19 protein-coding genes and 3 tRNA genes (1 of these 22 cut by a window edge) are annotated in these 20,202 nt (G+C 69.2%); 5 read left to right on the forward strand and 17 right to left on the reverse strand.

Annotation, left to right across the window (positions count from 1 at the left end; all coding sequences use genetic code 11):
- The first annotated feature begins 32 nt into the window (after positions 1-32).
- Positions 33-107: transfer RNA gene (locus ACOEQ2_RS00485), tRNA-Lys, on the forward strand.
- 19 nt (positions 108-126) lie between these two features.
- Here ACOEQ2_RS00485 and ACOEQ2_RS00490 read toward each other — a convergent pair.
- Both ACOEQ2_RS00490 and ACOEQ2_RS00495 read right to left on the reverse strand, forming a co-directional pair.
- Positions 127-2,238, reverse strand: coding sequence for a M13 family metallopeptidase (locus ACOEQ2_RS00490; RefSeq protein WP_419729451.1), 2,112 nt, complete (start codon positions 2,236-2,238; stop codon positions 127-129).
- A gap of 132 nt (positions 2,239-2,370) precedes the next feature.
- A complete protein-coding gene (locus ACOEQ2_RS00495) occupies positions 2,371-4,602 on the reverse strand; it encodes a glycoside hydrolase family 52 protein (protein ID WP_419729452.1) in 2,232 nt (743 codons plus the stop codon).
- 434 nt (positions 4,603-5,036) lie between these two features.
- Between ACOEQ2_RS00495 and ACOEQ2_RS00500 the strand changes: the two genes are divergently transcribed.
- Together ACOEQ2_RS00500 and ACOEQ2_RS00505 are read left to right on the forward strand one after the other, a co-directional pair.
- A complete protein-coding gene (locus ACOEQ2_RS00500; RefSeq protein ID WP_419729453.1) occupies positions 5,037-6,299 on the forward strand; it encodes an MFS transporter in 1,263 nt (420 codons plus the stop codon).
- Between the two features lie 144 nt (positions 6,300-6,443).
- On the forward strand, positions 6,444-7,955 hold the full coding sequence (locus ACOEQ2_RS00505) for a hypothetical protein (protein ID WP_419729454.1): 1,512 nt from the start codon (positions 6,444-6,446) through the stop codon (positions 7,953-7,955).
- Position 7,956: 1 nt separating this feature from the next.
- Here the strand turns inward: ACOEQ2_RS00505 and ACOEQ2_RS00510 are convergent, their stop codons facing one another.
- The 13 genes from ACOEQ2_RS00510 to dcd all read right to left on the reverse strand — a co-directional run bounded on the left by ACOEQ2_RS00510 (position 7,957) and on the right by dcd (position 17,102).
- Positions 7,957-8,802, reverse strand: coding sequence for an ABC transporter ATP-binding protein (locus ACOEQ2_RS00510; RefSeq protein WP_419729455.1), 846 nt, complete (start codon positions 8,800-8,802; stop codon positions 7,957-7,959).
- A 1-nt stretch (position 8,803) separates the two neighbouring features.
- Positions 8,804-9,688, reverse strand: a complete 885-nt coding sequence (locus ACOEQ2_RS00515) for an ABC transporter permease (RefSeq protein ID WP_419729456.1) — start codon at positions 9,686-9,688, stop codon at positions 8,804-8,806.
- Positions 9,689-9,741: 53 nt separating this feature from the next.
- Positions 9,742-9,817, reverse strand: a tRNA-Phe gene (locus ACOEQ2_RS00520).
- Between the two features lie 50 nt (positions 9,818-9,867).
- A complete protein-coding gene (locus tag ACOEQ2_RS00525) occupies positions 9,868-10,116 on the reverse strand; it encodes a DNA gyrase inhibitor YacG (RefSeq protein ID WP_419729457.1) in 249 nt (82 codons plus the stop codon).
- Positions 10,109-11,251, reverse strand: a complete 1,143-nt coding sequence (locus tag ACOEQ2_RS00530; RefSeq protein ID WP_419729458.1) for a ribonuclease E/G — start codon at positions 11,249-11,251, stop codon at positions 10,109-10,111. The genes ACOEQ2_RS00525 and ACOEQ2_RS00530 overlap by 8 nt, the downstream gene beginning before the upstream one ends.
- Positions 11,248-11,847, reverse strand: a complete 600-nt coding sequence (locus ACOEQ2_RS00535; protein ID WP_419731288.1) for a Maf family protein — start codon at positions 11,845-11,847, stop codon at positions 11,248-11,250. The genes ACOEQ2_RS00530 and ACOEQ2_RS00535 overlap by 4 nt, the downstream gene beginning before the upstream one ends.
- Positions 11,848-11,866: 19 nt before the next feature.
- Positions 11,867-12,085, reverse strand: coding sequence for a translation initiation factor IF-1 (infA, locus tag ACOEQ2_RS00540; protein ID WP_171833937.1), 219 nt, complete (start codon positions 12,083-12,085; stop codon positions 11,867-11,869).
- A 163-nt stretch (positions 12,086-12,248) separates the two neighbouring features.
- Positions 12,249-13,556: a histidinol dehydrogenase gene (gene hisD / locus ACOEQ2_RS00545; RefSeq protein ID WP_419729459.1), complete on the reverse strand. Its 1,308-nt coding sequence runs from the start codon at positions 13,554-13,556 to the stop codon at positions 12,249-12,251.
- Positions 13,553-14,278, reverse strand: coding sequence for an ATP phosphoribosyltransferase (gene hisG, locus ACOEQ2_RS00550; RefSeq protein ID WP_419729460.1), 726 nt, complete (start codon positions 14,276-14,278; stop codon positions 13,553-13,555). The genes hisD and hisG overlap by 4 nt, the downstream gene beginning before the upstream one ends.
- Positions 14,279-14,419: 141 nt before the next feature.
- A complete protein-coding gene (locus tag ACOEQ2_RS00555) occupies positions 14,420-14,869 on the reverse strand; it encodes a type II toxin-antitoxin system VapC family toxin (RefSeq protein WP_419729461.1) in 450 nt (149 codons plus the stop codon).
- A gap of 3 nt (positions 14,870-14,872) precedes the next feature.
- Positions 14,873-15,142 (reverse strand): type II toxin-antitoxin system Phd/YefM family antitoxin, encoded by a 270-nt coding sequence (locus tag ACOEQ2_RS00560; protein WP_419729462.1) that lies wholly within the window; start codon positions 15,140-15,142, stop codon positions 14,873-14,875.
- A 61-nt stretch (positions 15,143-15,203) separates the two neighbouring features.
- Positions 15,204-16,490, reverse strand: coding sequence for a UDP-N-acetylglucosamine 1-carboxyvinyltransferase (gene murA / locus ACOEQ2_RS00565; RefSeq protein ID WP_419729463.1), 1,287 nt, complete (start codon positions 16,488-16,490; stop codon positions 15,204-15,206).
- A gap of 57 nt (positions 16,491-16,547) precedes the next feature.
- Positions 16,548-17,102 carry a dCTP deaminase gene (gene dcd, locus ACOEQ2_RS00570; protein WP_419729464.1) on the reverse strand — a complete coding sequence of 185 codons (555 nt, stop codon included), beginning with the start codon at positions 17,100-17,102 and terminating at the stop codon, positions 16,548-16,550.
- A gap of 624 nt (positions 17,103-17,726) precedes the next feature.
- On the opposite strand from dcd, the gene ACOEQ2_RS00575 reads away from it, so the two are divergent.
- Entirely contained in the window at positions 17,727-18,140 is a 414-nt protein-coding gene (locus ACOEQ2_RS00575; RefSeq protein ID WP_419729465.1) for a hypothetical protein, read from the forward strand.
- Positions 18,141-18,170: 30 nt separating this feature from the next.
- On the opposite strand, the gene ACOEQ2_RS00580 is transcribed toward ACOEQ2_RS00575, so the two are convergent.
- Positions 18,171-18,245: transfer RNA gene (locus ACOEQ2_RS00580), tRNA-Thr, on the reverse strand.
- 71 nt (positions 18,246-18,316) lie between these two features.
- Positions 18,317-18,952, reverse strand: a complete 636-nt coding sequence (locus ACOEQ2_RS00585) for a TetR/AcrR family transcriptional regulator (protein WP_419729466.1) — start codon at positions 18,950-18,952, stop codon at positions 18,317-18,319.
- A gap of 241 nt (positions 18,953-19,193) precedes the next feature.
- Here ACOEQ2_RS00585 and ACOEQ2_RS00590 point away from each other — a divergent pair, with 241 nt between their 5' ends.
- Positions 19,194-20,202, forward strand: the 5' portion of a protein-coding gene (locus ACOEQ2_RS00590) for an efflux transporter outer membrane subunit (RefSeq protein ID WP_419729467.1). 620 nt of this gene lie beyond the right edge of the window; 1,009 of the gene's 1,629 nt are visible here — the first part of the coding sequence; it begins with the start codon at positions 19,194-19,196; the stop codon falls past the right edge of the window.

Raw genomic sequence — 20,202 nt, forward strand, 5'->3', positions numbered from 1 at the left:
CGCCCTGGCGCGCCGTTCTCCACCCGACTGGCGGGCCGGTAGCTCAGGGGTAGAGCATTCGACTTTTAATCGAATGGCCGTGGGTTCGAACCCCACCCGGCCCACCAACCAGTCGCACGCCTCTCTTCACCAGATCTGGGCACGGTCCTTCGGCGCCAGGTAGAGCTTGTCGCCCGGCTTGATGTTCCAGGCCTTGTACCAGCCATCGATGTTGTGCATCGGCATGTCGACCCGGGCCATCGGCGGCGAGTGCGGATCGGTCACCAGCTGCATCTTGGCGCGGTCGTCGCGCACCTTCTGACGCCAGACCTGGGCCCAGCCGAGGAACACGCGCTGGTCGCCGGTCAGTCCGTCGATCACCGGTGCCTGCTTGCCCTTCATGAAGGCGTGATACGCATCCAGAGCCAGGGTCAGGCCGCCCAGGTCAGCGATGTTCTCGCCCATCGTCAGCTTGCCGTTCACGTGCATGCCCGGATACGGCTCGAGCGCGTCGAATTGCGCGCCCAGCCGGTCCGCCCGGGCCTGGAAGCGGGCGGCGTCGGCCGGCGTCCACCAGTCATGCAGGCGGCCCTTCTCGTCGAACTTGCGACCCTCGTCGTCGAACGAGTGCGTCATCTCGTGGCCGATCACGCCGCCGATCGCGCCGTAATTGATCGCGGGGTCCGCCTTCGGGTTGAAGAACGGCGGCTGCAGGATCGCGGCCGGGAACACGACCTCGTCGAAGGGTGGGTTGTTGTAGGCATTCACCGTCTGCGGCGTCATGTCCCATTCGTCGCGATCCACGGTGCGGCCCTGGTGGCCGACCCAGTACGCCCACTCGAACGCGACCGCGCTGCTGGCATTGCCGTAGGCGTCGTCCGGCTTCACCACCAGGCCGGAATAGTCGCGCCATTTGTTCGGATGGCCGATCTGGATCAGGTGGTTGTCGAGCTTCCGGAGCGCGGCGACCTTGGTTTCCGGGCTCATCCAGGCATTGTGCTGCAGCCGGACGCGGAACGCCGCCTTCAGCTCGCCGGTAAGGGTCCGCATCGCGGCCTCGGCTGCGGGCGGGAAGTAGCGGGCCACGTACACCTTGCCGATCGCCATCCCCATGGCGCTGCTGGTGGCCGCAACCGCACGCTTCCAGCGCAGCTCGATCTCGGGCTGGCCGGACAGGGTCTTGCCGTGGAAGGCGAACGACGCGTCGACGAAAGCCTCGGGCAGCACGTCGGCGGCATTGTCGGCCAGGTGGAAGGCAAGCCAGGCGCGCAGGACCGGGAGATCGGTGCCGGCGGCGATCTTCGCCTCGTCCAGCACGGCGGATTTCTCCGACAGCACCAGCGCCTTCGCGTCGGGCAGGTCGGCGGCGAAGAGGTACGCGTGCCAGTCGAAGTCGGGGCCGGCCGCGACCAGGGCGTCGACGGTCATCGGATTGTAGGTCTTGTCCGGATCACGCTCGTCCTGCCGGGCCCACTGCGCCTTCGCCAGGCTGGTCTCGAACGCCACGACGTCGGCGGCCGCTTTCGTGGCGTCCGGCCAGCCGATCAGGCCCAGCATCTGCGCCACGTATGCCTGGTAGGCGGTCTTCTTGGGCGCGAACTTGTCCTGCAGGTAGTAGTCGCGATCCGGCAGGCCGGTGCCGCCCTGGGCCAGTTCGATGGTGTAGCGGGTCGGGTCCTTGGCATCCGGCTCGATCGACAGCGCGAACAGCGAGCCCTGCAGGCTCTTCTGCGCATGGCCCAGCAGGGTCGCGAAGGCCGTGCGGTCGGTGACCTTGCGGATGGCGTCGAGGTCGGGGGCGAGAGGCGTGGTCCCGCGGGCCTCGATCGTCTTCTCGTCCATGAAGGCGTCGTAGGTGGCGCCGAGCTTCTGCTCGATCGTCGTCGGATTGGCGACCGGATGCGCCGACACCTGCTTCAGGATGTCCTGCACGCGGGCACGAGACAGGTCGGCCAGGACGTTGAAGGCGCCCCAGGAGGAGTGATCCGACGGGATCACCAGGTTCTTGACGTAGGTGCCGTCGGAATAGGCGAAGAAGTCGTCGCCCGGCCTGATCGAGGTGTCGCGGCCCGAGAGGTCGAAGCCCCACGGCGTCTGGCTGCCGGGCGCCACCGGCATTGGCTCCGCTCCGGCGACGGTGGCGGCTTGCGCCGGACCGGCGAGCTGCAGTCCAAGCCCCAGGCAGAGGCCGGTGGCCGCGAGCAGGAGGGTCCTGAAGTTCCGTCTCTCGGCTGAAATCACGCTCCGTGCCCTCATCATGTTGCGATGCGAGATGGGACGATCAGGTGCAGCTTCGTCAAGACCGGGTGCAGGCCCGGGAGCGTTTGAAACGAGGACCCCGCACCGGTTCGCACCGATGCGGGGTCCTGCCGGCGCGGGACGGGGGGAGTGCTACGCCGCCGGCTCCTGCAGCCACAGGATCGAGGTCACGCCGCGCGGGTAATACTCGCTGCCGATGGCGATCCCCTTGATGATCTGGTCGCTGAACGCCAGCCTGGCGCTGGTGCTGTTGGTGAGCCAGTTCACCGAGGCCGCATCCGCACTGTCCGTGCTGGCGCGGATGTTCAGGTCGAGCACCTGGCGGCCGACGAACTCGTTCAGGAAGATCTTCGATAGCCAGGTGTTGTCGCTCTGGCTGTCGAGTTTCCAGCCGCCATCGCTGGTGATGCAGAGCCCCGTCGAAATTACGGTGGTCAGGTGGCGCTGCAGGGCGGCGATCAGGGTGGCGTAGCGGCCGGTCGGCGAGACGACGTCCTGGCGATCGGCGAAGTAGGAGTACACCAGACCCTCGATCACCGGGATGACGGCGATCGACGAGCCGTCATACACGTTGGACGTGATGAAGCCCGTCGACGTGACGTGGGCCAGGAGCGTGGCGGCCAGGCGATCGGCCTGCGCCAGCGCCTGTGCTGCCAGGTCGAGCCGTCCGGTGATCGCCAGCAGACCCTCGAGGATGACGTAGGCGGAGAAGGTCTTGCCACCGAGATAGGTGTTGCCGACCGCCTCCTCGAGCCCGGCGCCGACGGAGTCGTAGGTGGTGATCTCCTCGCCGGTGCCGGTCTTGGTGCTGTTGTAGCTCTCGATGCCGTCGCGCTGGGAGGCGGCGACGTTGTCGCGGTTCTGCAGGCTGGCCAGGGCCTGGGCGAAAAGCCCGGCGTTCTGCTCGACCCAGCCGAGATCGCCGGTCTGGGCGGCATAGACGCCGGCGATCAGGATCCAGTTGGTCAGCTGCTCGCCGGTCATGAAGGAGAACGTGCCGAACACGTCGGTGCGTTCGTAGGCGGAGCTGCCGTCGGGCGAGAAGTTCGGCCACTGGCCCATGTCGTGGGTGAAGGAGATGCCGCCTGCACCCGTGCTGGTGGCGGTGATCTCGGTGCCGCTCTGGTACGAGTAGCTGGTCGCGAAGTTGTCGAGCTCGTTCTTCACCGTCCAGGGGTTCATGCCGAGCTCGAAGAACAGCTGGTCGACGGTGAGGTCGAACGTGTTCATGTACTGATACTGGCCCTCCATCACCGTCCACCACGGCGCGCCGCTGCTGTCGGCCAGGAAGGCGGTGTTGCCGTAGTACGAGTGGATCGCCTGCGAGAGCAGGAACTTCTGGTTGGCCGACAGGACGCTGTTGTCGACGAGCTTGTTGTCGGCCGCAAACGAGGCGATGCGGCTCGGCAGGTTCTGCGCGGCGGCGAGGGCGACCGCGTTGATGTCGGCGTAGTACTGCGTGTACCAGAAGCTGGTGGCGCGGGCGCCGGTGGTGACGGTGCCGGCACGGTGGAAGCACAGCGCGAAGCGGATGGTGTGGGTCTTGCCGGCGCCAACGGTGATGAAGAGGCCGCCGATCGGACCGGGTCCGGCGGCACCGACGATCGCATCGCTCATGCTGGCCGCGGTGAAGGCGGTCGCGTTGGTGTCGGCGGTGACAATGGCGGTGCGTGACGGGGCGGTGCCGAACACCACGCCCGGGACGCCGACATTCAGCAGCTCCGCGGTGCCGCCGGCGACGGCGAAGGCTGCCCTGATGTCGGTCGTGCCGGTGCTGTTATCGACAACCAGCTCGGCGAAGATGGCCGGCAGCAGCGCCTCCTGGATGGAGTGCTTGCCGGACGTCGAGATCCCGGTCAGCGGGCCCTTGAACAGGTTGGAATAGGGCGTGGCCGCTGCCGGGTCCGGCACCGAGCGCACCGGCGAATACAGCGTGAAGCTGAAATCGGCGGTGGAGAATGCGTCGCTGGCGACGCGGAAATCGCGGGTGACCGCCGATTGCGGGTAGGCGGTGATGGCCGTCTCGGTCGCCGCGTCGAAGAACGGCAGCGCGGTGGCGACGCCGTCCTTCAGGACACCGACGAACACGCTCTGGCTGCCGGGCAGGTTCTGCTCGATGCCGAAGCCGCCGTTTGCCCCGGGATAGCCGAGGGTGAATGTGGAATAGGCGCCGATCGGCGAATGGTGGGCGTTGAAGAAGGCATTCGCGGGCGTGAAGCCGGCGCTGGTGTCTGCATTCGGCGCGAGCAGGGTCGCCGCATGAGCGAGGCGGGTGCCGCCAAAAGCGGCAGCAATCCCGGAAAGTGCCGACGCACGCAGCAGCGTGCGGCGCGTCGTTCCAAGCTGGTCATCCTGATTATGCAAAGCCGCAACTCCCGGACAGGCAGTATTTTCCGCCTTGTGTGAGTGACGTACCTCATGGCCGTCGCGGCAAGGTAACGCCGCCGTGACGATCATGCACTCTTTGTTATTTCACGATCTCTTGAGTTCTGGTCAGCAACGCTGCAAACGCGAGTAATTCCGCACTGCGCAATAATAAAACGGCTGCTCGGACGTGGCACGGTTTCCGGAACACTCGCGAGGTACGGTCCGCAGGACATATAGTTGCGGCGGTCCGGATCCGGCGGCGGTGGTCGGGTGCCGACAGGGGTTCGGTGCGCCGCTCCGGGCGGTCCGCCGGCGCCGGTCCGGGCGGACCCTGCCCGCGATACAACACCGTGCGGCTCCCTGGTGCGCCGGAGCGTCTCCTCTGCCATCGTAGGAGCCGTTGCTCCTCACGACCGCCTTCGAGATCCGACATGCCAGATGATCCTGCCGTCACGACCCGCTCGCGCGGCAGCTACTGGGCTGTGCTGTATCAGCGGGACTTCGCGCTCTTCTTCGTTGCCGCAAGCGCGTCCACCCTGGGATCGGCGGTGGTTCCGGTGGCACTCACCTTCGCGCTGCTGGCGCTGAAATACTCCGCGACGACGATCGGCCTGGTGCTTGCGGCACAGACGGCGCCGGCGGTCGTGCTCATGCTGCTTGGTGGCGTGGCGGGGGATCGCTGGCCGCGGCGCCTGGTGATGATCGCGGCCGACATCCTGCGCTGTGCGGCCCAGGCGCTGCTGGCGCTCATCCTGACGCTGGGGCACCCGGCGCTGTATTCGCTCCTGATCCTGGCCGCCTGCGTGGGTGTCGGCAACGCGTTCTTCGGTCCGGCCGAGATCGGCCTGATCCCGCAGATCGCACCGCCGGACCGGCTCAAGGAGGCGAACAGCCTGCTCAGCATCTCGGGCTCGTTGTCGGCCGTGGCCGGGCCGTCCCTGGGCGGGTTGCTGGTCAGTCTCGGCAGCGCCCCGCTGGCGATCGGCCTGAACGCCGCCGGCTATGCAGCCAGCGGCCTCTGCCTGGCGCTGATGCGGGTCGCGGCGCACGAGCGGAAGCCCTCGGCCTCGGTGATCGGCGATCTCAGGCTGGGCTGGGTGGAGTTCCGCCGGCATCGCTGGCTGCAGCTGATCACCGCGCAGTACGGCCTGCTCAACCTGGTGGCATTCGCGCCCTTCTTCGTGCTGGGGCCGGTGCTGTTCGCATCGATCCCGAACGGGGCGCGGCTGTGGGGGCTGGTCGCGTCCGCCACCGGCGTGGGCGGCGTCGTCGGCGGCCTGCTGATCCTGCGCTATCGCCCGCTGCGGCCGCTGATCGCCTTCGAGCTCTCCGCCGCCCTGCTGACGACGCCGCTGGTGCTGCTGGCCTTCCACATCCCGGTGCTGCCGCTGGCGGTGGGCAGCGCGGTGTTCGGCGCGTCCCTGGCGGTGCTGAACGTGACGGCGCAGACCACCATCCAGGAGCGCATCCCGGAGGACGTGCTGTCCCGGGTCAACGCGCTGTTCAGCCTGGTGGCGACCGGCCTCGGACCGATCGGCTACGCGCTCTGCGGACCGATCGCCCACATCGTCGGACCGCGCAGCCTGCTTGCGGTGGGGTCGGTCGTGATCCTGCTGAGCGCCACCGGCCTGCTCGGGTCGAGGAGCATCCGGGGCCTCACCAACAAGGATCATCTGGTCGAGGAGCCGAGGTAGCCAGCCGGACCGCCATCGGCGCTCCGGGGCGATCGTCGGATCGGACCCACCCGGCACGCCGCCGACGTTGACGCCGGTGTTACGACCCCGTAACGCGCCTCGTGTGCCCGTCGGGCATCGCGCCATGGCCGGACCGGAACCAGAATGACCGCAACAGCTGCTTCCGCGGCGTCAGGGCAACCGGTGCGTCGGCGCTTCGGCATCCGGACGCTGCCGGGGTGGCTCGTGGCGGCTCTGCTGCTTCTCGCCGGATACGCCCTGGATCATCACCCCCGCTTCATGCTGGGAGATTCGGAGTCCTACCTGCGCTCCGGACTGGGCGGCTTCTACCCGCCCGACCGGTCCTGGATCTACGGCGTCCTGGTGCGCGAGATCGTCAGTCGCACGCACAGCCTGCAGACCTACATCCTGCTGCAGCTCGTGGGCGTGTTGTCGCTGGGGCTGCTGGCGGTCCGCCGCCTCGGCGCGGGTCGTCGGCCGGTGATGGCGTCGGCATGGCTGCTGGCGGCACTCTGCTGCGATCCGCTGGTCCAGGCCTATGCGCGGTTCTATTTGTCCGACCTCTCGGCAGCGCTCCTGTTCGCAGCCTTCGTCGTCCAGCTGGCGGGGCTGCCGACCGGAGCATGCAAGGTCGGCGCCTGGACGGGGCTGGCTGCGTGCGGCGTCGGCGCGATCCTGTGCCGCATCGCGTATGCCCCGATCGAGGTCGTGACGGTGGCGCTGTGCCTTGCGGCCGGCCTGCTGCGCCGTGATCGACGCGCGGTTGTCCTGCTGCTGCCCAGCCTGCTCGTGCCGGTGGCCGGCGGCGGCGTCCTGGCTGCCGCCAACCACGTGGTGTTCGCCCGCCAGTATCCCGGCGAGATCTTCCTCAACCGGTTCTCCGGCATCTTCCTGATGAGCGTGTTCAGCCCGGCGATCACCGCCCCGGACATCCGCTCGGCGGGCATCGCCGTCACCGATGACGAAGTCCGTGACATGCGCCTGGAGGATTACGACCTACGGACCGACCAGATCTGGGGCACCGAGCCGTACTGGCTGCGCAACCGCATCCTGAGCAGCCTGCACGCGCAGGGCTATGACGCCCGCGCCGACCACACCGCCTCGCGCATCGTGCACGCGGCCTTCCGCCGCGATCCGGCGGCGTTCGTGCGTGTCTATGCCAACGGGTTGCTGCTCTACGCCGAGCCGTCCGAGTGGGCGCACCACCTGATCACCGAGATGGGCATGGACCGGGCCCTCGACGACAGCTTCGTGGGGCTGGTCGGTGGCTGGGTGCCGCACGCCCTGACGCCGCGCCGGGCATTCAAGCCCTCGCTCTGGCCGCTGCTGCTGACAGCCACGATCCGCCTCTACGCGACGCTGCTGGCGATCGGCCTGTTCGGTGCGCTCTGGATGCTGGCGACCACACGCGACCGGGCTATCCGGGCGGTGTCCGCCGGGCTGGTCGCCGATCTCCTGACGGTGCCGCTCTACAGCAGCTACGTCATCCCGCGCTACCTGCTGGCGGCGGTCCTGCTCGGCTGGTGCCTGCTCTGGTTGCTCGGCTCGGGCCGCCGGCCCGTGCAGGCGGTGGCGACGCAGCCGGCATACCCGGAGGAGCACGAGGCGCGGCTCGAACTCATCGGGTCATCGGGGCGTCCGCCCGGACTGCGCTAGGCTAGACCTCGACGGGGAGCGTCGTGTCGGCAGGGTGGGTCGGCGAGCCACCGGCTTCGTGCCCGATATAGGCCGGCAGCACCTCGGCCGGCGTGCCCTGCAGCCGGATCGTGCCCTGGTCCATCCAGAAGACGCGCGTGCACCAGGCGGAGACGACGTCGAGCTGGTGCGTCGAGATCACCAGGATCTCGGCCTGCCGGACCAGCTGCTCGAGCCGCCCCTGCGCCTTCAGCATGAAGTTGGTGTCGCCGGCCAGGAACCACTCATCCATCAGCAGCACGCGCGGCCGGATCGAGGTCGCCAGCGCGAAGCCGAGTCGCACCACCATGCCGGAGCTGTAGGTGCGCACCGGCAGATCGAGGAAGTCGCCGAGGTCGGTGAACTCCTGCACGTCGGCCTCGACGGCGCGGATGCGGCGCGGCGACAGGCCGGCATGCAGGCCGCGCAGCGAGATGTTCTCGCGCCCGGTGAGGTCGGCGTTCATGCCGAGATTGGTGTCGAGCAGCGCGTTGATCTCGCCGCGCACGGTCACCCGGCCGGCCACCGGCTCGTAGATCCCGGCGAGTGCGCGCAGCAGCGTGGTCTTGCCGGCGCCGTTGCCGCCGACCAGCCCGAGCCGGTCGCCGGGCTTCAGCGAGAACGAGATGCCGCGCAGGGCCTGGACCACCACGCGCTGCTGCTGGTCGCGCTCGAAGCGCTTCGAGGTCACCGCCGCCAGCGTCCGGCGCAGCGTGCGGGCCGAGCCGTGATAGAGCGGGAAGGTGACGTGCAGGTCCTGCACCTCGACCGCGGTGCCGGAGCTTGCGGCGTCGGTATCGGGCTGCGGGGTGCTGATGAAGGCCCGCACGTCAGATCCAGTAGGCCAGGCGCGCCCGCACGCGCATGAACAGCAGCAGGGCGGCGATCCAGAGGGCGATGCTGTCGCCGATCGCCAGGTGCCACAGATGCGGGCTGCTGACCTCGCCGAGCAGCGGCTGCCGGACGATCTCGATGAAGGCGTAGAACGGGTTCAGCTGCAGCAGCGCGTGGCCGTGGGTGATGAGCTCGGGCTTCCAGATGATCGGGCTGATGAAGAAAAAGATCTGCATCAGGCTGGCGATGATCGGCGGGATGTCGCGGTAGCGGGCGCCGAGCGTGCCGAGCAGCAGGCAACCGGCGAACGCGTCGAGCAGCCACAGGGCGGTCCCAGGCAGCGCCCAGAGCGCTCGCGCGCCCGGCCAGACATGGAAGATCGCGAACACCACCACGACCACGATCACGTTGTGCAGCAGCACCAGGATGTTGCGGACCAGCACGCGACCCGCATAGAGCCCGAACGGCAGCCGCATCGCACGGATCATGCCCTCGGCCTGGGTGAAGCAGGTGGTGCCCTCGTTCACCACGCTGCCGATGAAGCCCCACAGCACCAGCGAGAGCGACAGGAACGGCATGTAGTTGGCGAGGTCGATGTGGAACAGCTTGGTCCACAGGATGCTCATCGCGCCGATCATCACCGCGGTCGAGGCGGTCAGCCAGAACGGCCCGAGCACCGAGCCGCGATACCGCAGCTTCACGTCGAGCCAGCCGAGCTTCCAGCACAGGCGCCACAGGCGGGCACTCCCGGAGAGATCGTCGATGACGTGGCGAAGGCGGTCGGCGGGGTTTTCCGGACGCAGGTCGAGGATTGGGACGGCGGCGACCGACCGGGCGTGCTGGAGATCTTCCGGTGCGACACTCGCGCTCAGGGCCGTCATGCTTAGGCCTCCGATGCGCCGAGGCGTGCAGGAGCCGGCGTGCGGGTGAGAGATGGTGCCCAGGGGCGGATTCGAACCACCGACACTGCGATTTTCAGTCGCATGCTCTACCAACTGAGCTACCTGGGCATCGGCCTCGGCTGGCCGGCGAGGCAGCCAGTCCGTTGGTGGCGCAGGCTTTAACCCAGCCCGTCCTCGGGATCAAGGTCACCTCCGGACTTCCGCACCGGGTTGTCCTCATGCCACGCCGGGTCGTCCGGATCGGCCGGCGGGCCGGGCACCCGGTAGGCGCCGGTGAGCCAGCGTCCGAGATCGGCATCGGCGCAGCGGACCGAGCAGAACGGGCGGTGCGCGGGCTCGCTGCGCCGGCCGCAGATCGGGCACTTGGCGGCGGCGCCGGCCGCTCCCGGGTTGCGTGCGTCAGCCATGCTCCAGCTTCCAGGCAAGAGGGGGGAATGATGGGTCGGTCTGGATCGAGATGGGCTGCCCGACGCGGCGCGCCAACGCCTCGGCGGCCAGCGGGTCGCGTTCCAGCGCGGCGGTCACCAGCGGGCTGGCCACCAGCCGTGGCAGCCGGTGCGGCGGCGATCCGGCCACCCGGGCGGCCTCGCGGAGGGCGGCGAGTCCCGCGGCGTGCGGCGTGCCGAGTAGCTCGTGCAGCGGCGGATGCAGCCGGGGACGCAGGATCTCGGCCAGCCCCAGGGCGGTGAAGCCGAGCAGCCGCGGCTGCAGCGGATCACGTGCCAGGGCGGCCTCGATCTCCGGGCGCAGGGCGGCGCGCTTGCGGGAGGCGAGGCCGGCCAGGTCGATCAGGATGGCGCCGGACAGGTTGCGCAGGCGCAGCTGGTGCAGCAGCGGGCCGATCGCGGCGCGGTTGGCGGCGAACTGCGCGGTCTGCTTGCTCTGCCGGCTGGCGGTGGTGGCGGCGCCGTCCAGGTCGATCGCCACCAGCGCCGGAGTCGGGTGGATGCTGGCGCGCATGCCGCCGGGGAGGGCGACATCCGGCTCCGAGAGCGCGTCGATCAGGCTCTCGAGGTCGGCCGGAATCGCCTGCGACTCGACACGGATGCGGGGTCGCAAGGCCGGCACGAGGTCCGGGCCGAGGGATGGATCGTCGGCGATGATCTGCGCGTCCGGCCAACTCGCAGCGAGCCTGGTGAGCGGGTCCGGTCCGCGTTCGAGCAACGCCGGGGCACCTGCGGGCGAGGGAACGCCTGGCGAGGGCGACACGCGCACCAGCCGCGGACCCTTGCCGCCCTGGGCCGCGCGGACGACGCGGACAAGCACGGCGTCACCTTCGGCGGGCAGGTCGCCGTCGCGCATCGGCAGGAAGCCGGAGACGGCACCGGAGACCTGGCGATCAGGTGCGAGTGCCACGAACGCGCCCCCCAGGGCGGGCACGACCGCCTCGACCCGGCCGCGATGCAGGTCGCCGACCCCATCCGGGGCGCCCGGGCGCCAGAGCGCGTAGTCTGTCAGGGCCGGAGCGTCCGGGCCGCCGTCGCCGGCCACCGCGATCCGGATCTCGCCGGGGCTGCAGGCGACCAGCAGACGCACGCTCACCGCAGCCAGCCGCGTCCGCGCAGCAGCTGGGCGGTCTCGAACAGCGGCAGCCCGACCACGTTCGAGTAGCTGCCCGAGAGGAAACGCACGACCCCGCCGGCATGGCCCTGGATCGCATAGCCGCCGGCCTTGCCGAGCCAGTCTCCGGCTTCGATCAGCTGGTCGATCTGCCGGTCGGTCAGGCGCGAGAACCCGACCACGCTCTCGACCAGCCGGCTGCCCTGGCTGCCATCGCCGGCACGCAGCACCACCGCGGTCATGACGGTGTGCCGCCTGCCGGAGAGCAGGCCGAGGCAGCGTCGCGCGGTGGCCTCGTCATCGGCCCGGGGCAGGATGCGACGCCCCAGCGCCACCACGGTGTCGGCGCCGAGCACCATCTCGCCCGGTGCCGCCACCGACGCCACGGCCTCGACCTTCGCCCGGGCCAGGCGCTGGGCATAGGCCCGCGGCAGCTCGTCGCGCTTCGGCGTTTCGTCGATATCGGGGGTAAGGATGGCGTCCGGAACGATCCCGATCTGGGCCAGCAGATCGCGGCGGCGGGGGCTCGACGAAGCCAGCAGCAGCCTGCCGCGTGCGGATCGGCTCAAGGCCGGGATCCGGCTGGAGTGGCCAGACCTACTTGAACCGGAACGTGATCCGACCCTTCGAGAGGTCGTACGGCGTCATTTCGACGTTGACCCGATCGCCGGCCAGCACGCGGATGCGGTTCTTGCGCATCTTGCCGCTGGTATGGGCCAGGATCGTATGCTCGTTGTCGAGCTTCACGCGGAACATCGCGTTGGGCAGCAGCTCCATGACGGTGCCGCTGAATTCGATCATGTCTTCTTTAGACATTGCGTCCTTCGATCTGTTGAAGAAGGCGTTGCAGCATCAGGCACCTCCTGGTCTTTGCGGGGATGAGAGACACGGAAACCGCGCGACCACGGTGGTGGACGCACGTCTCGGGGTCCAAAATCATCGATTGAGGGCCGGAACATGATGATTGCGCACGCCCCGGTCAAGTTCGGGCGAGACGCACCGCGATGCTGGCGGCATGGGCATGCAGTCCCTCTGCCTCGGCAAGTGCCACCGCGGCCGGACCGACCTCGGCCAATGCGGCGGCGTCGGCGGCGATCCAGGTGGTCCGCTTGAGGAAGTCATAGACCGAGAGGCCGGACGCGAAACGGGCGGTGCGGCTGGTCGGCAGCACGTGGTTCGGGCCGCCGACATAATCCCCGACCGCCTCCGGGCAGTGCCGTCCGCGGAAGATCGCCCCGGCATGGCGGATCCCGGCGAACGCCGCGCGGTCGTCGGCCAACATCAGTTGCAGGTGCTCGGGCGCCAGGCGGTTCACCAGCTCCCAGGCTGCACCATCGAGGCAGGGGACCACGATCACCGCGCCATACCGGTCCCAGCTGGCCCGGGCGATCGCCGCCCGCGGCAGCGTTGCGAGGATGTCCTGCACGCACGCCGCGACCGAGTCGGCAAATGCCGCGTGGTCGGTGACCAGGATGGCTTGCGCGTTCTCGTCGTGCTCGGCCTGGGCGAGCAGGTCGAGGGCCACGTGGTGAGGGTTGTTGTCGCGGTCGGCGACGATGACGACCTCCGACGGCCCGGCGATGCTGTCGATGCCGACATGGCCGAACACCTGGCGCTTGGCCTCCGCGACATAGGCGTTGCCGGGGCCGACGATGCGGTCGACCGCGGCGATGGTGTGGGTGCCGTGGGCGAGGGCGGCCACCGCCTGGGCGCCGCCGATCCGGTAGATCTCGTCGATGCCGGCACGCCTGGCGGCTGCAAGCACCAGCGGGTTGAGCCGGTCTCCGGGGCAAGGCACGCACATGGCGATCCGCGCGACACCGGCAACGCGGGCCGGGATCGCGTTCATCAGCACCGAGGATGGATAGGCCGCCTTGCCGCCCGGGACGTAGATCCCGACGGCATCCAGGGGCGTCCAGCGCAGGCCGAGGGTCAGGCCGGCATCGTCGCGAAACTCCAGGTCGCGCGGCAGCTGGGCGCGGTGGAACGCCTCGATCCGGCGTGCCGCGAGATCCAGCGCGTCGGCCAGCGTGGCGGGGATCCCGGCGCAGGCCTGGTCGATCTCGGCGGCGGTGACGCGCAGCCGCTCGGGTGCCATCGGCGGTGACAGGCCGGGCCGGTCGAAGCGGTCGGTGTAGGCGCAGACGGCCGCATCGCCCTCCGCACGCACCGCGGCGATGATCTCGCGCACCGGGCCGTCGACCGGCTGGCCGCCGTCGCGGGTCTCGACGACGAGGGCCTGGAAGGCAGCCTCGAAGTCCGGAGCGCTGCTGTCGAGGCGCCTCATGTCAGGGTCGCCGCGACGCGCTGGTTGATCTCCGCACTCTCGAGCGCCAGCCGGAAGCGCTGGATCCAGGCGCCGATCGCTTCCGGCTGGGTCTTGAACGCGGTGCGGTTGACGATCAGCCGGCTGGTGACCTCGGCGATCACCTGCACCTCCTGCAGCCCGTTGGCCTTCAGCGTCGAGCCGGTCTGCACCAGGTCGACGATCAGCCGCGACAGGCCGAGACCCGGCGCCAGCTCCATCGCTCCATTGAGATGCACGATGTCGGCATGCACGCCGCGAGCCGCGAAGTGGCGGCGAGCGATGTTGGGGTACTTGGTGGCGACGCGGACCTGCGACCAGCGCGCCGGATCGTCGGTGGCGGCGAAGGCCACCGGCTCGGCGATCGACACCCGGCAGCCGCCGATGCGCAGGTCGAGCGGCGAATAGATCTCCGGGTAGTCGAATTCCATCAGCACGTCGGCGCCGCAGATGCCGATCTGGGCCGCGCCGAAGGCCACGAAGGTCGCGACGTCGAACGGGCGCACGCGGACCACGTCGAGCATCGGATCGTCGGTCGGGAAGCGCAGCCGGCGGCTATCCTCGTCGAGGCAGTCCGGAGCGGGCACTATGCCGGCTGCGGCCAGCAGCGGCCCGCATTCGGCAAGGATACGGCCCTTGGGGAGGGCCAGCACCAGGGGCGAGGTGGCCTCGGCGATCGGCGGGACACTGGACAGGGCGGACATGACGTCTCCGGCCGGTGCCGGACGATGATCGTGCAGGCGCCGGGCGCGGCGATAGCATTGCTGCCGCGACCGCGAAAGCCCGGCCTGCCGCATGTCAGCGTCCGGGTGCAGGGCGCCGGCGCAGGCGGTGGCTCCCGGAGGTCAATGCCCGCCCGTCTCCGGAAGCTCCTCGAACGGGTCGAGCGCTGGGACTCCGAGGGGCACGAAATGGCGCAGGTTCCGGGTCAGGACGGTGCAGTCGCGGATGGTGGCGGTTGCGGCGATCGCCAGGTCGGCCAGTCCCGGATCATGGCCCGAGCCGCGCGCCCGGTCAGCCAGCAGGCCGATGCGCCGGGCGGTGGCGATGTCGATCGGCAGGATGCGGCTGCCATAAAGGTGCAGCACGGTGTCCAGCCAGTCGGCGAGACGCTGCGCTTTCACATGCGCCGCGGTGCGACGAAGGCGGGCGATACCGTCCTCGATCTCGGCGACAGTGATCACCGAGAGATAGAGGCGGTCGCTGTTGCGATCCATCCAGTCTTGAAGCTGCCGCCGTGGCACAGCCTTGGTCGGGGCACCGGCCGAGAGGACGTTGGTATCGACCAGGTACACCCGTCAGAAGTCGGTCTCGCGCAGGCTTCCGGTACGCGAAGGCAGGTCTTCCGGATCCAGCGGCGCCTCCATCAGCAACCGGCCGAACGAGGGCACCTGCGACAGGCGCTTCCACTCCTCGAAGCCGAGCACGACAGCTTCGGGGCGGCCATGCCGGGTGATGACCGACGGCTCACCCTGCAGCGCCTGGTCGACAACCGCCGACAGCGTCGCCTTGGCATCGCGTAGCTGGATCTCGTGCATCGTCATCGCCTCCGTGACTACTGTGGTCATATAGGGGATGAGGCTTCGCCGGCAACATGTTTGTCGTTGCCGCGACGGGCGGCGAGCCGGGTCAGTCGCCGGCCATGCGGTCGGCGCTGTCGGCGACGCGCTCGATCACCGCACCGACACCGGAGAGCTTGCGCTCGACGGCCTCGTAGCCGCGGTCCAGGTGATACACCCGGTTCAGCACGGTCTCGCCCGAGGCGGCCAGGCCGGCCAGGATCAGCGAGAAGGAGGCGCGCAGGTCGGTCGCCATCACCGGTGCACCCGAGAGCGACGGCACGCCGCGGATGATTGCCGAGGCGCCGTGCACGTTGATGCGCGCACCCATGCGGTTGAGCTCGGGCACATGCATGAAGCGGTTCTCGAAGATCGTCTCGGTCATCATCGAGGCGCCCTCGGCGACCGAGAGCAGCGCCATGAACTGCGCCTGCATGTCGGTCGGGAAGCCCGGATAGGGCTCGGTCATGATGTCGACGCCGACCAGCCGGCCGGAGCGGCGCACCCGCATCGCGTCGCCCTCCTGGGTGACCTCGACGCCGGCCTGCTCGAGCGAGCGCACCACGGCACCGAGATGCGCCGCACGGCCACCCACCAGCCGCACGTCGCCGCCGGCGATGCCGACCGCGCAGGCGTAGGTGCCGCACTCGATGCGGTCCGACACGACGGAATGATGCGTGCCGTGCAGGCTCTTGACGCCGTCGATGACGATGGTGCCGGCGCCGTCATCGCTGATCCGGGCGCCCATCGACACCAGGCAGGCGATCAGGTCGCCGATCTCCGGCTCGCGGGCGGAATTGACGATCTCGGTGCGCCCCTGGGCCAGGGTGGCGGCCATCAGCAGGTTCTCGGTGGCGCCGACGGAGGCGAACGGCAGCACGATCTGGGTGCCGACGAGGCCACGCGGCGCGCGTGCGTCGATGTAGCCGCGCTCGAGTCGGATCTCCGCACCCAGCGCCTCGAGCCCCTTCAGGTGCATGTCGACCGGGCGGGTGCCGATGGCGCAGCCGCCGGGCAGGGAGACGCGCGCCTCGCCGCAGCGCGCCAGCAGCGGGCCCAGCACCAGGATCGAGGCACGCATCTTCGACACGATGTCGTACGGCGCCTCGGTGTTGGTGATGTCGCCGCCGACCGAGATCGTGTGGCCGCTGTCGTCGACGTCCTCGACCGCGATGCCGTGGCCGGCGAGCAGCTGGCGCATCGTGGTGATGTCGTCGATTCGCGGCACGTTGCTCAGCACCACGCGCTCATGCGTCAGCAGACCGGCGACGAGCAGCTTCAACGCCGAGTTCTTGGCGCCGCCGATCGGGATGTCGCCATGCAGCGGACGTCCGCCACGGATCAGGAATTTGTCCATCGCTCAGGCGCTCTCCGGTTGGCAGGCTGTCACAGCAAGCGGCACGTATCGTGGACCTTACATGCGCGGCGGCGCGACGCCTCGCTGGCCCATGTACTTGCCGGCCTTGTCGGCATAGCTGATCTCGCACGGACCCGCACCCTGCAGGAACAGGAATTGGCAGATGCCCTCGTTGGCATAGATCCGCGCGGGCAGGGGCGTGGTGTTGCTGATCTCGATCGTCACCTGGCCCTCCCACTCCGGCTCGAGCGGCGTCACGTTCACGATGATGCCGCAGCGCGCGTAGGTCGACTTGCCGAGACAGATCACCAGCACGTCGCGCGGGATGCGGAAATACTCGATGGTGTGGGCCAGCACGAAGCTGTTCGGCGGAATGATGCAGACGGGCAGGGTGCGCGAGACGAAGCTCTGCTCGCTGAAATTCTTCGGATCGACGATGACGCTGTCCACGTCTGTAAAGATCTTGAACTCGGACGCGACGCGCGCATCGTAGCCGTACGATGACAACCCATAGCTGATGACGCCCTCGCGCTTCTGCGTCTCGACGAACGGCTCGATCATCGCGTGCTCGAGCGCCATCCGGCGGATCCAGCTATCGGGCATCACCGGCATGAAACGGGTCTCCAGCACAATCCGGCCCGGCGCGTCCGGAACGATCCGGGCGATGGTGCCAGGCCGGTCGATGCACTCACCACTAGCCCGGCAGGCGACTCCCGGGCAATCGCCGCGTTCAGGCCGCACCGTCCGGGGGGTCCGTCGGGACATCGACCGCTGGGTCGGACCGGACATCTGCGGGGAGAGGCGGCGGCGCTGACGCTGCAGCATCCGACTCGGGCTGGCGCGCCCTGGTCTGCTGCTTGCGCCGGCGCAGGTTGTCGCGAAGCGCCGCGGCCTCACGCACGAGTCGCGCCTGGCGCTCGGCCTCGGCCCGCTCGGTCGGCCCCGATCTGCCCGGAGGTGATTGTGGATCGCGTCGGTCGGTCATCGTCCCGGGCCTGCCTGGTTGGCGGTCGCATGCGGCTCATCGCAAACCCCGCACGGTCGCGCAACCGTCGCCTGGCTCTGTCGTCGCAAGCGCAAGACCCGCGCAACGATCGGCTAGGATCGCGCTCTTGGGACAAGCCAGGATGGCGGGTGTGATGCCGCCGGTTCGAAACCATCGTTTCCGGGACTACGCGCAATTACGTTGCGGGATCGCATCGACACCCATGTTCCTCGAGCCCAAGGATGAACGCGATGACCGATCCCGCTCCACAAGGCATTGCCGACCCGCTTGATCAGGCGCGTCAGACGGGTGGCCCGATGCGTCGCCGCTGCGTGCTCTCCGCCGGCATGGCGCTTGCTGCCCTGCTGCCCGGCTGCGCGTCCCTGAAGAGCGTCGGCGAGGCGACCGGCGTGCTCGACGCCGCCGGCGCGGTCAGCCTGTACGGAATCGCCAAGGGTGTGGCGGAGGTCGCGCTGATCGCCGACCCGGCCTTGACCTCGATCGTCAATGCGACCCTGGCCCTGGCCGCACCGCTGCTCGTCGCCATCCAGTCGGCCGGTCCGACCGCAACCACATCGGTGGCGGCGCTGATCGGCCAGTCGAACGCGTTGCTGCTGGCGACCGCCGGCGTCATCACGGTCACGCCGAACCGGATCGCTGCCTGACAGCCGGTGGTCCGTCGGACGTGGTTCGGATGGTGCTGTTGCAGGGATTCGAACCCTGGACCTCTCCCTTACCAAGGGAGTGCTCTACCACTGAGCTACAACAGCGGACCGCCGGACGTCGCGCGCTTCCTAGCTTCTCGCCTGCCGAGCCGCAAGAGCCTTCGCGGAGGCCGCCCTCATGAACGCGGCAGACCGACCGGTGCCGCGGCGGCATAGCTGTTCAGGAACAGCCGCACCGCACCGCCGACCACCAGGTCGATCTCTTCCTGAGACGTCTCGGTGACCAGCAGCAGGCGACGCTTCATGCCGAAGCGGGTCTGGCACAGGGCGAAGAACTGCTCGGCGGCAAAGGTCGGATCCGACGGCTGCAACCGGCCGGCCTGCATCTCCTGGCCGAGCCAGTCCGACATGTAGGCGAGCGCCGTCTGCGGCCCGGTCTGCCAGAAGATCTGCGCCAGATGCGGGAACTTGCCCGCTTCGGACACCACGATCCGGAACAGCACCAGGCTGTCCGGCGAGAGGATCAGCGCGGCCATGCGCTGGCCGATCCGGTTCAGCGTCACCGCGAGCTCTTCCTGCTCGCAGACCGGCTCGAAGACCTGGATCAGGCTGGCGCAGGCCTGCTCGACGAAGGCCGCGAACAGCTCCGATTTGCTGGTGAAATAATTATAGAGCGTGCCCTTGGAGACGGCCGCGCGCAGCGCGATGCGCGACATGCTGGCACCCTCGTAGCCGCATTCGGTGAACACGATCTCCGCACCATGGATGATCTGGCGCCGCTTGGAGGCAGGGTGTTCGTCCGGTTCCGCCATGGCGAGCCTCTGGTGACGCGTTGACGGCCCGGCAACCTCCGGCCCGGTCGCACGGGTGGGGTTTCGCGGGTGCAGCGTTGACGGCCCGAGCAAAGCAGATACTGTCGGCTTGTCAACGCTGACCGAACCGGTCGGTCAGCGCGGGTCGAAGAGCGACGACATGGTCGGCAGGCGGGCAGCGTCGGCCTTGGCGTCGCGGCACCCGCAAGGGCATGTATGGCCCGGCGACAGGAGCGGCCCGATGGCGAGCAGACCCAGGTTGCAGGCAGCCCTCGTCGGCGCCGCGTTTATCGTATCCGGCTGCACGGTCGGGCCGGACTTCAAGCGGCCCAGCCTGTGGTCGCCGGGCAGCTGGACGGCCGACCATCCGGGCCAGGCCGGGCCGTCGCTTGCGGGGAACCGGCCGGCGCCGATAGCCAGCCTGCCCGATCCGTCGGCGCCGGATCCGCACTGGTGGGACATCTTCCACGATCCGGAGCTGTCAGCGCTCGAGGCGCGTGCGGCCCGCAGCAACCTCAATGTCCGGCTGGCGACGGCGCGGCTGGCGGAGAGCCGGGCGCAGCTGCGCATCACCGGGGCAGCGCAGTACCCCACCCTCAACGGCACCGGCAGCTACAGCCGCACCCAGATCAGCGACAAGCTGATCCAGCGCGGATTGAGCAATGGCGTAGGCGAGCTGCCGAACACCGGCTCGATCGTGAGCGGCTCGACCCTGAACAGCATCCGCGACTATGCCGGCGAGGTGACGGTCCCGCCGGTCGATCTATGGGAAGACGGCATCGACGCATCGTGGGAGCTCGATCTCTGGGGGCGGGTGCGGCGGCAGGTCGAGGCGGCGCATGCGACCCTCGTGGCGTCCGCTGAGGACCGGCGCTCGACACTGATTGCAGAGCTGGCCGAGGTCGCCCGCGACTACATGATGCTGCGCGGCACCCAGGCGCAGCTGGCGATCGCCATCGCCAACCAGAAGACCGCCGAGCAGAGCGTCACGCTGACCAGGCAGCGCTTCGTCGGCGGCCTGACCAGCGAGCTCGACGTGCAGAACGCGCTGCAGCAGCTCGACATCACCACCGCCGCGATCCCCAACGACGAGCAGCAGGTGGCGCAGCAGATCAACGCGCTGAGCCTGCTGCTGGGCGAGCCGCCGCAGGCGCTGCGGGCGGAGCTGGAAACCGCCGCCCCGGTGCCGCCGGTGCCGCCGCGGGTGCCGATCGGCATCCCGTCGGAGCTTGCGCGGCGGCGTCCGGATA

Origin of the sequence: Lichenicola sp., assembly GCF_965198575.1 — a bacterium.
In the GTDB taxonomy this organism is placed as follows: Bacteria; Pseudomonadota; Alphaproteobacteria; order Acetobacterales; family Acetobacteraceae; genus Lichenicola.

Coding starts and splice junctions, on each gene's coding strand:
- ACOEQ2_RS00490 (WP_419729451.1), bottom strand. CDS start 2,238: ATGATGAGGGCACGGAGCGTGATTTCAGCCGAGAGACGGAACTTCAGG.
- ACOEQ2_RS00500 (WP_419729453.1), top strand. CDS start 5,037: ATGCCAGATGATCCTGCCGTCACGACCCGCTCGCGCGGCAGCTACTGG.
- ACOEQ2_RS00505 (WP_419729454.1), top strand. CDS start 6,444: ATGACCGCAACAGCTGCTTCCGCGGCGTCAGGGCAACCGGTGCGTCGG.
- ACOEQ2_RS00515 (WP_419729456.1), bottom strand. CDS start 9,688: ATGACGGCCCTGAGCGCGAGTGTCGCACCGGAAGATCTCCAGCACGCC.
- ACOEQ2_RS00525 (WP_419729457.1), bottom strand. CDS start 10,116: ATGGCTGACGCACGCAACCCGGGAGCGGCCGGCGCCGCCGCCAAGTGC.
- infA (WP_171833937.1), bottom strand. CDS start 12,085: ATGTCTAAAGAAGACATGATCGAATTCAGCGGCACCGTCATGGAGCTG.
- hisD (WP_419729459.1), bottom strand. CDS start 13,556: ATGAGGCGCCTCGACAGCAGCGCTCCGGACTTCGAGGCTGCCTTCCAG.
- hisG (WP_419729460.1), bottom strand. CDS start 14,278: ATGTCCGCCCTGTCCAGTGTCCCGCCGATCGCCGAGGCCACCTCGCCC.
- ACOEQ2_RS00560 (WP_419729462.1), bottom strand. CDS start 15,142: ATGACCACAGTAGTCACGGAGGCGATGACGATGCACGAGATCCAGCTA.
- murA (WP_419729463.1), bottom strand. CDS start 16,490: ATGGACAAATTCCTGATCCGTGGCGGACGTCCGCTGCATGGCGACATC.
- dcd (WP_419729464.1), bottom strand. CDS start 17,102: ATGCCGGTGATGCCCGATAGCTGGATCCGCCGGATGGCGCTCGAGCAC.
- ACOEQ2_RS00575 (WP_419729465.1), top strand. CDS start 17,727: ATGACCGATCCCGCTCCACAAGGCATTGCCGACCCGCTTGATCAGGCG.
- ACOEQ2_RS00585 (WP_419729466.1), bottom strand. CDS start 18,952: ATGGCGGAACCGGACGAACACCCTGCCTCCAAGCGGCGCCAGATCATC.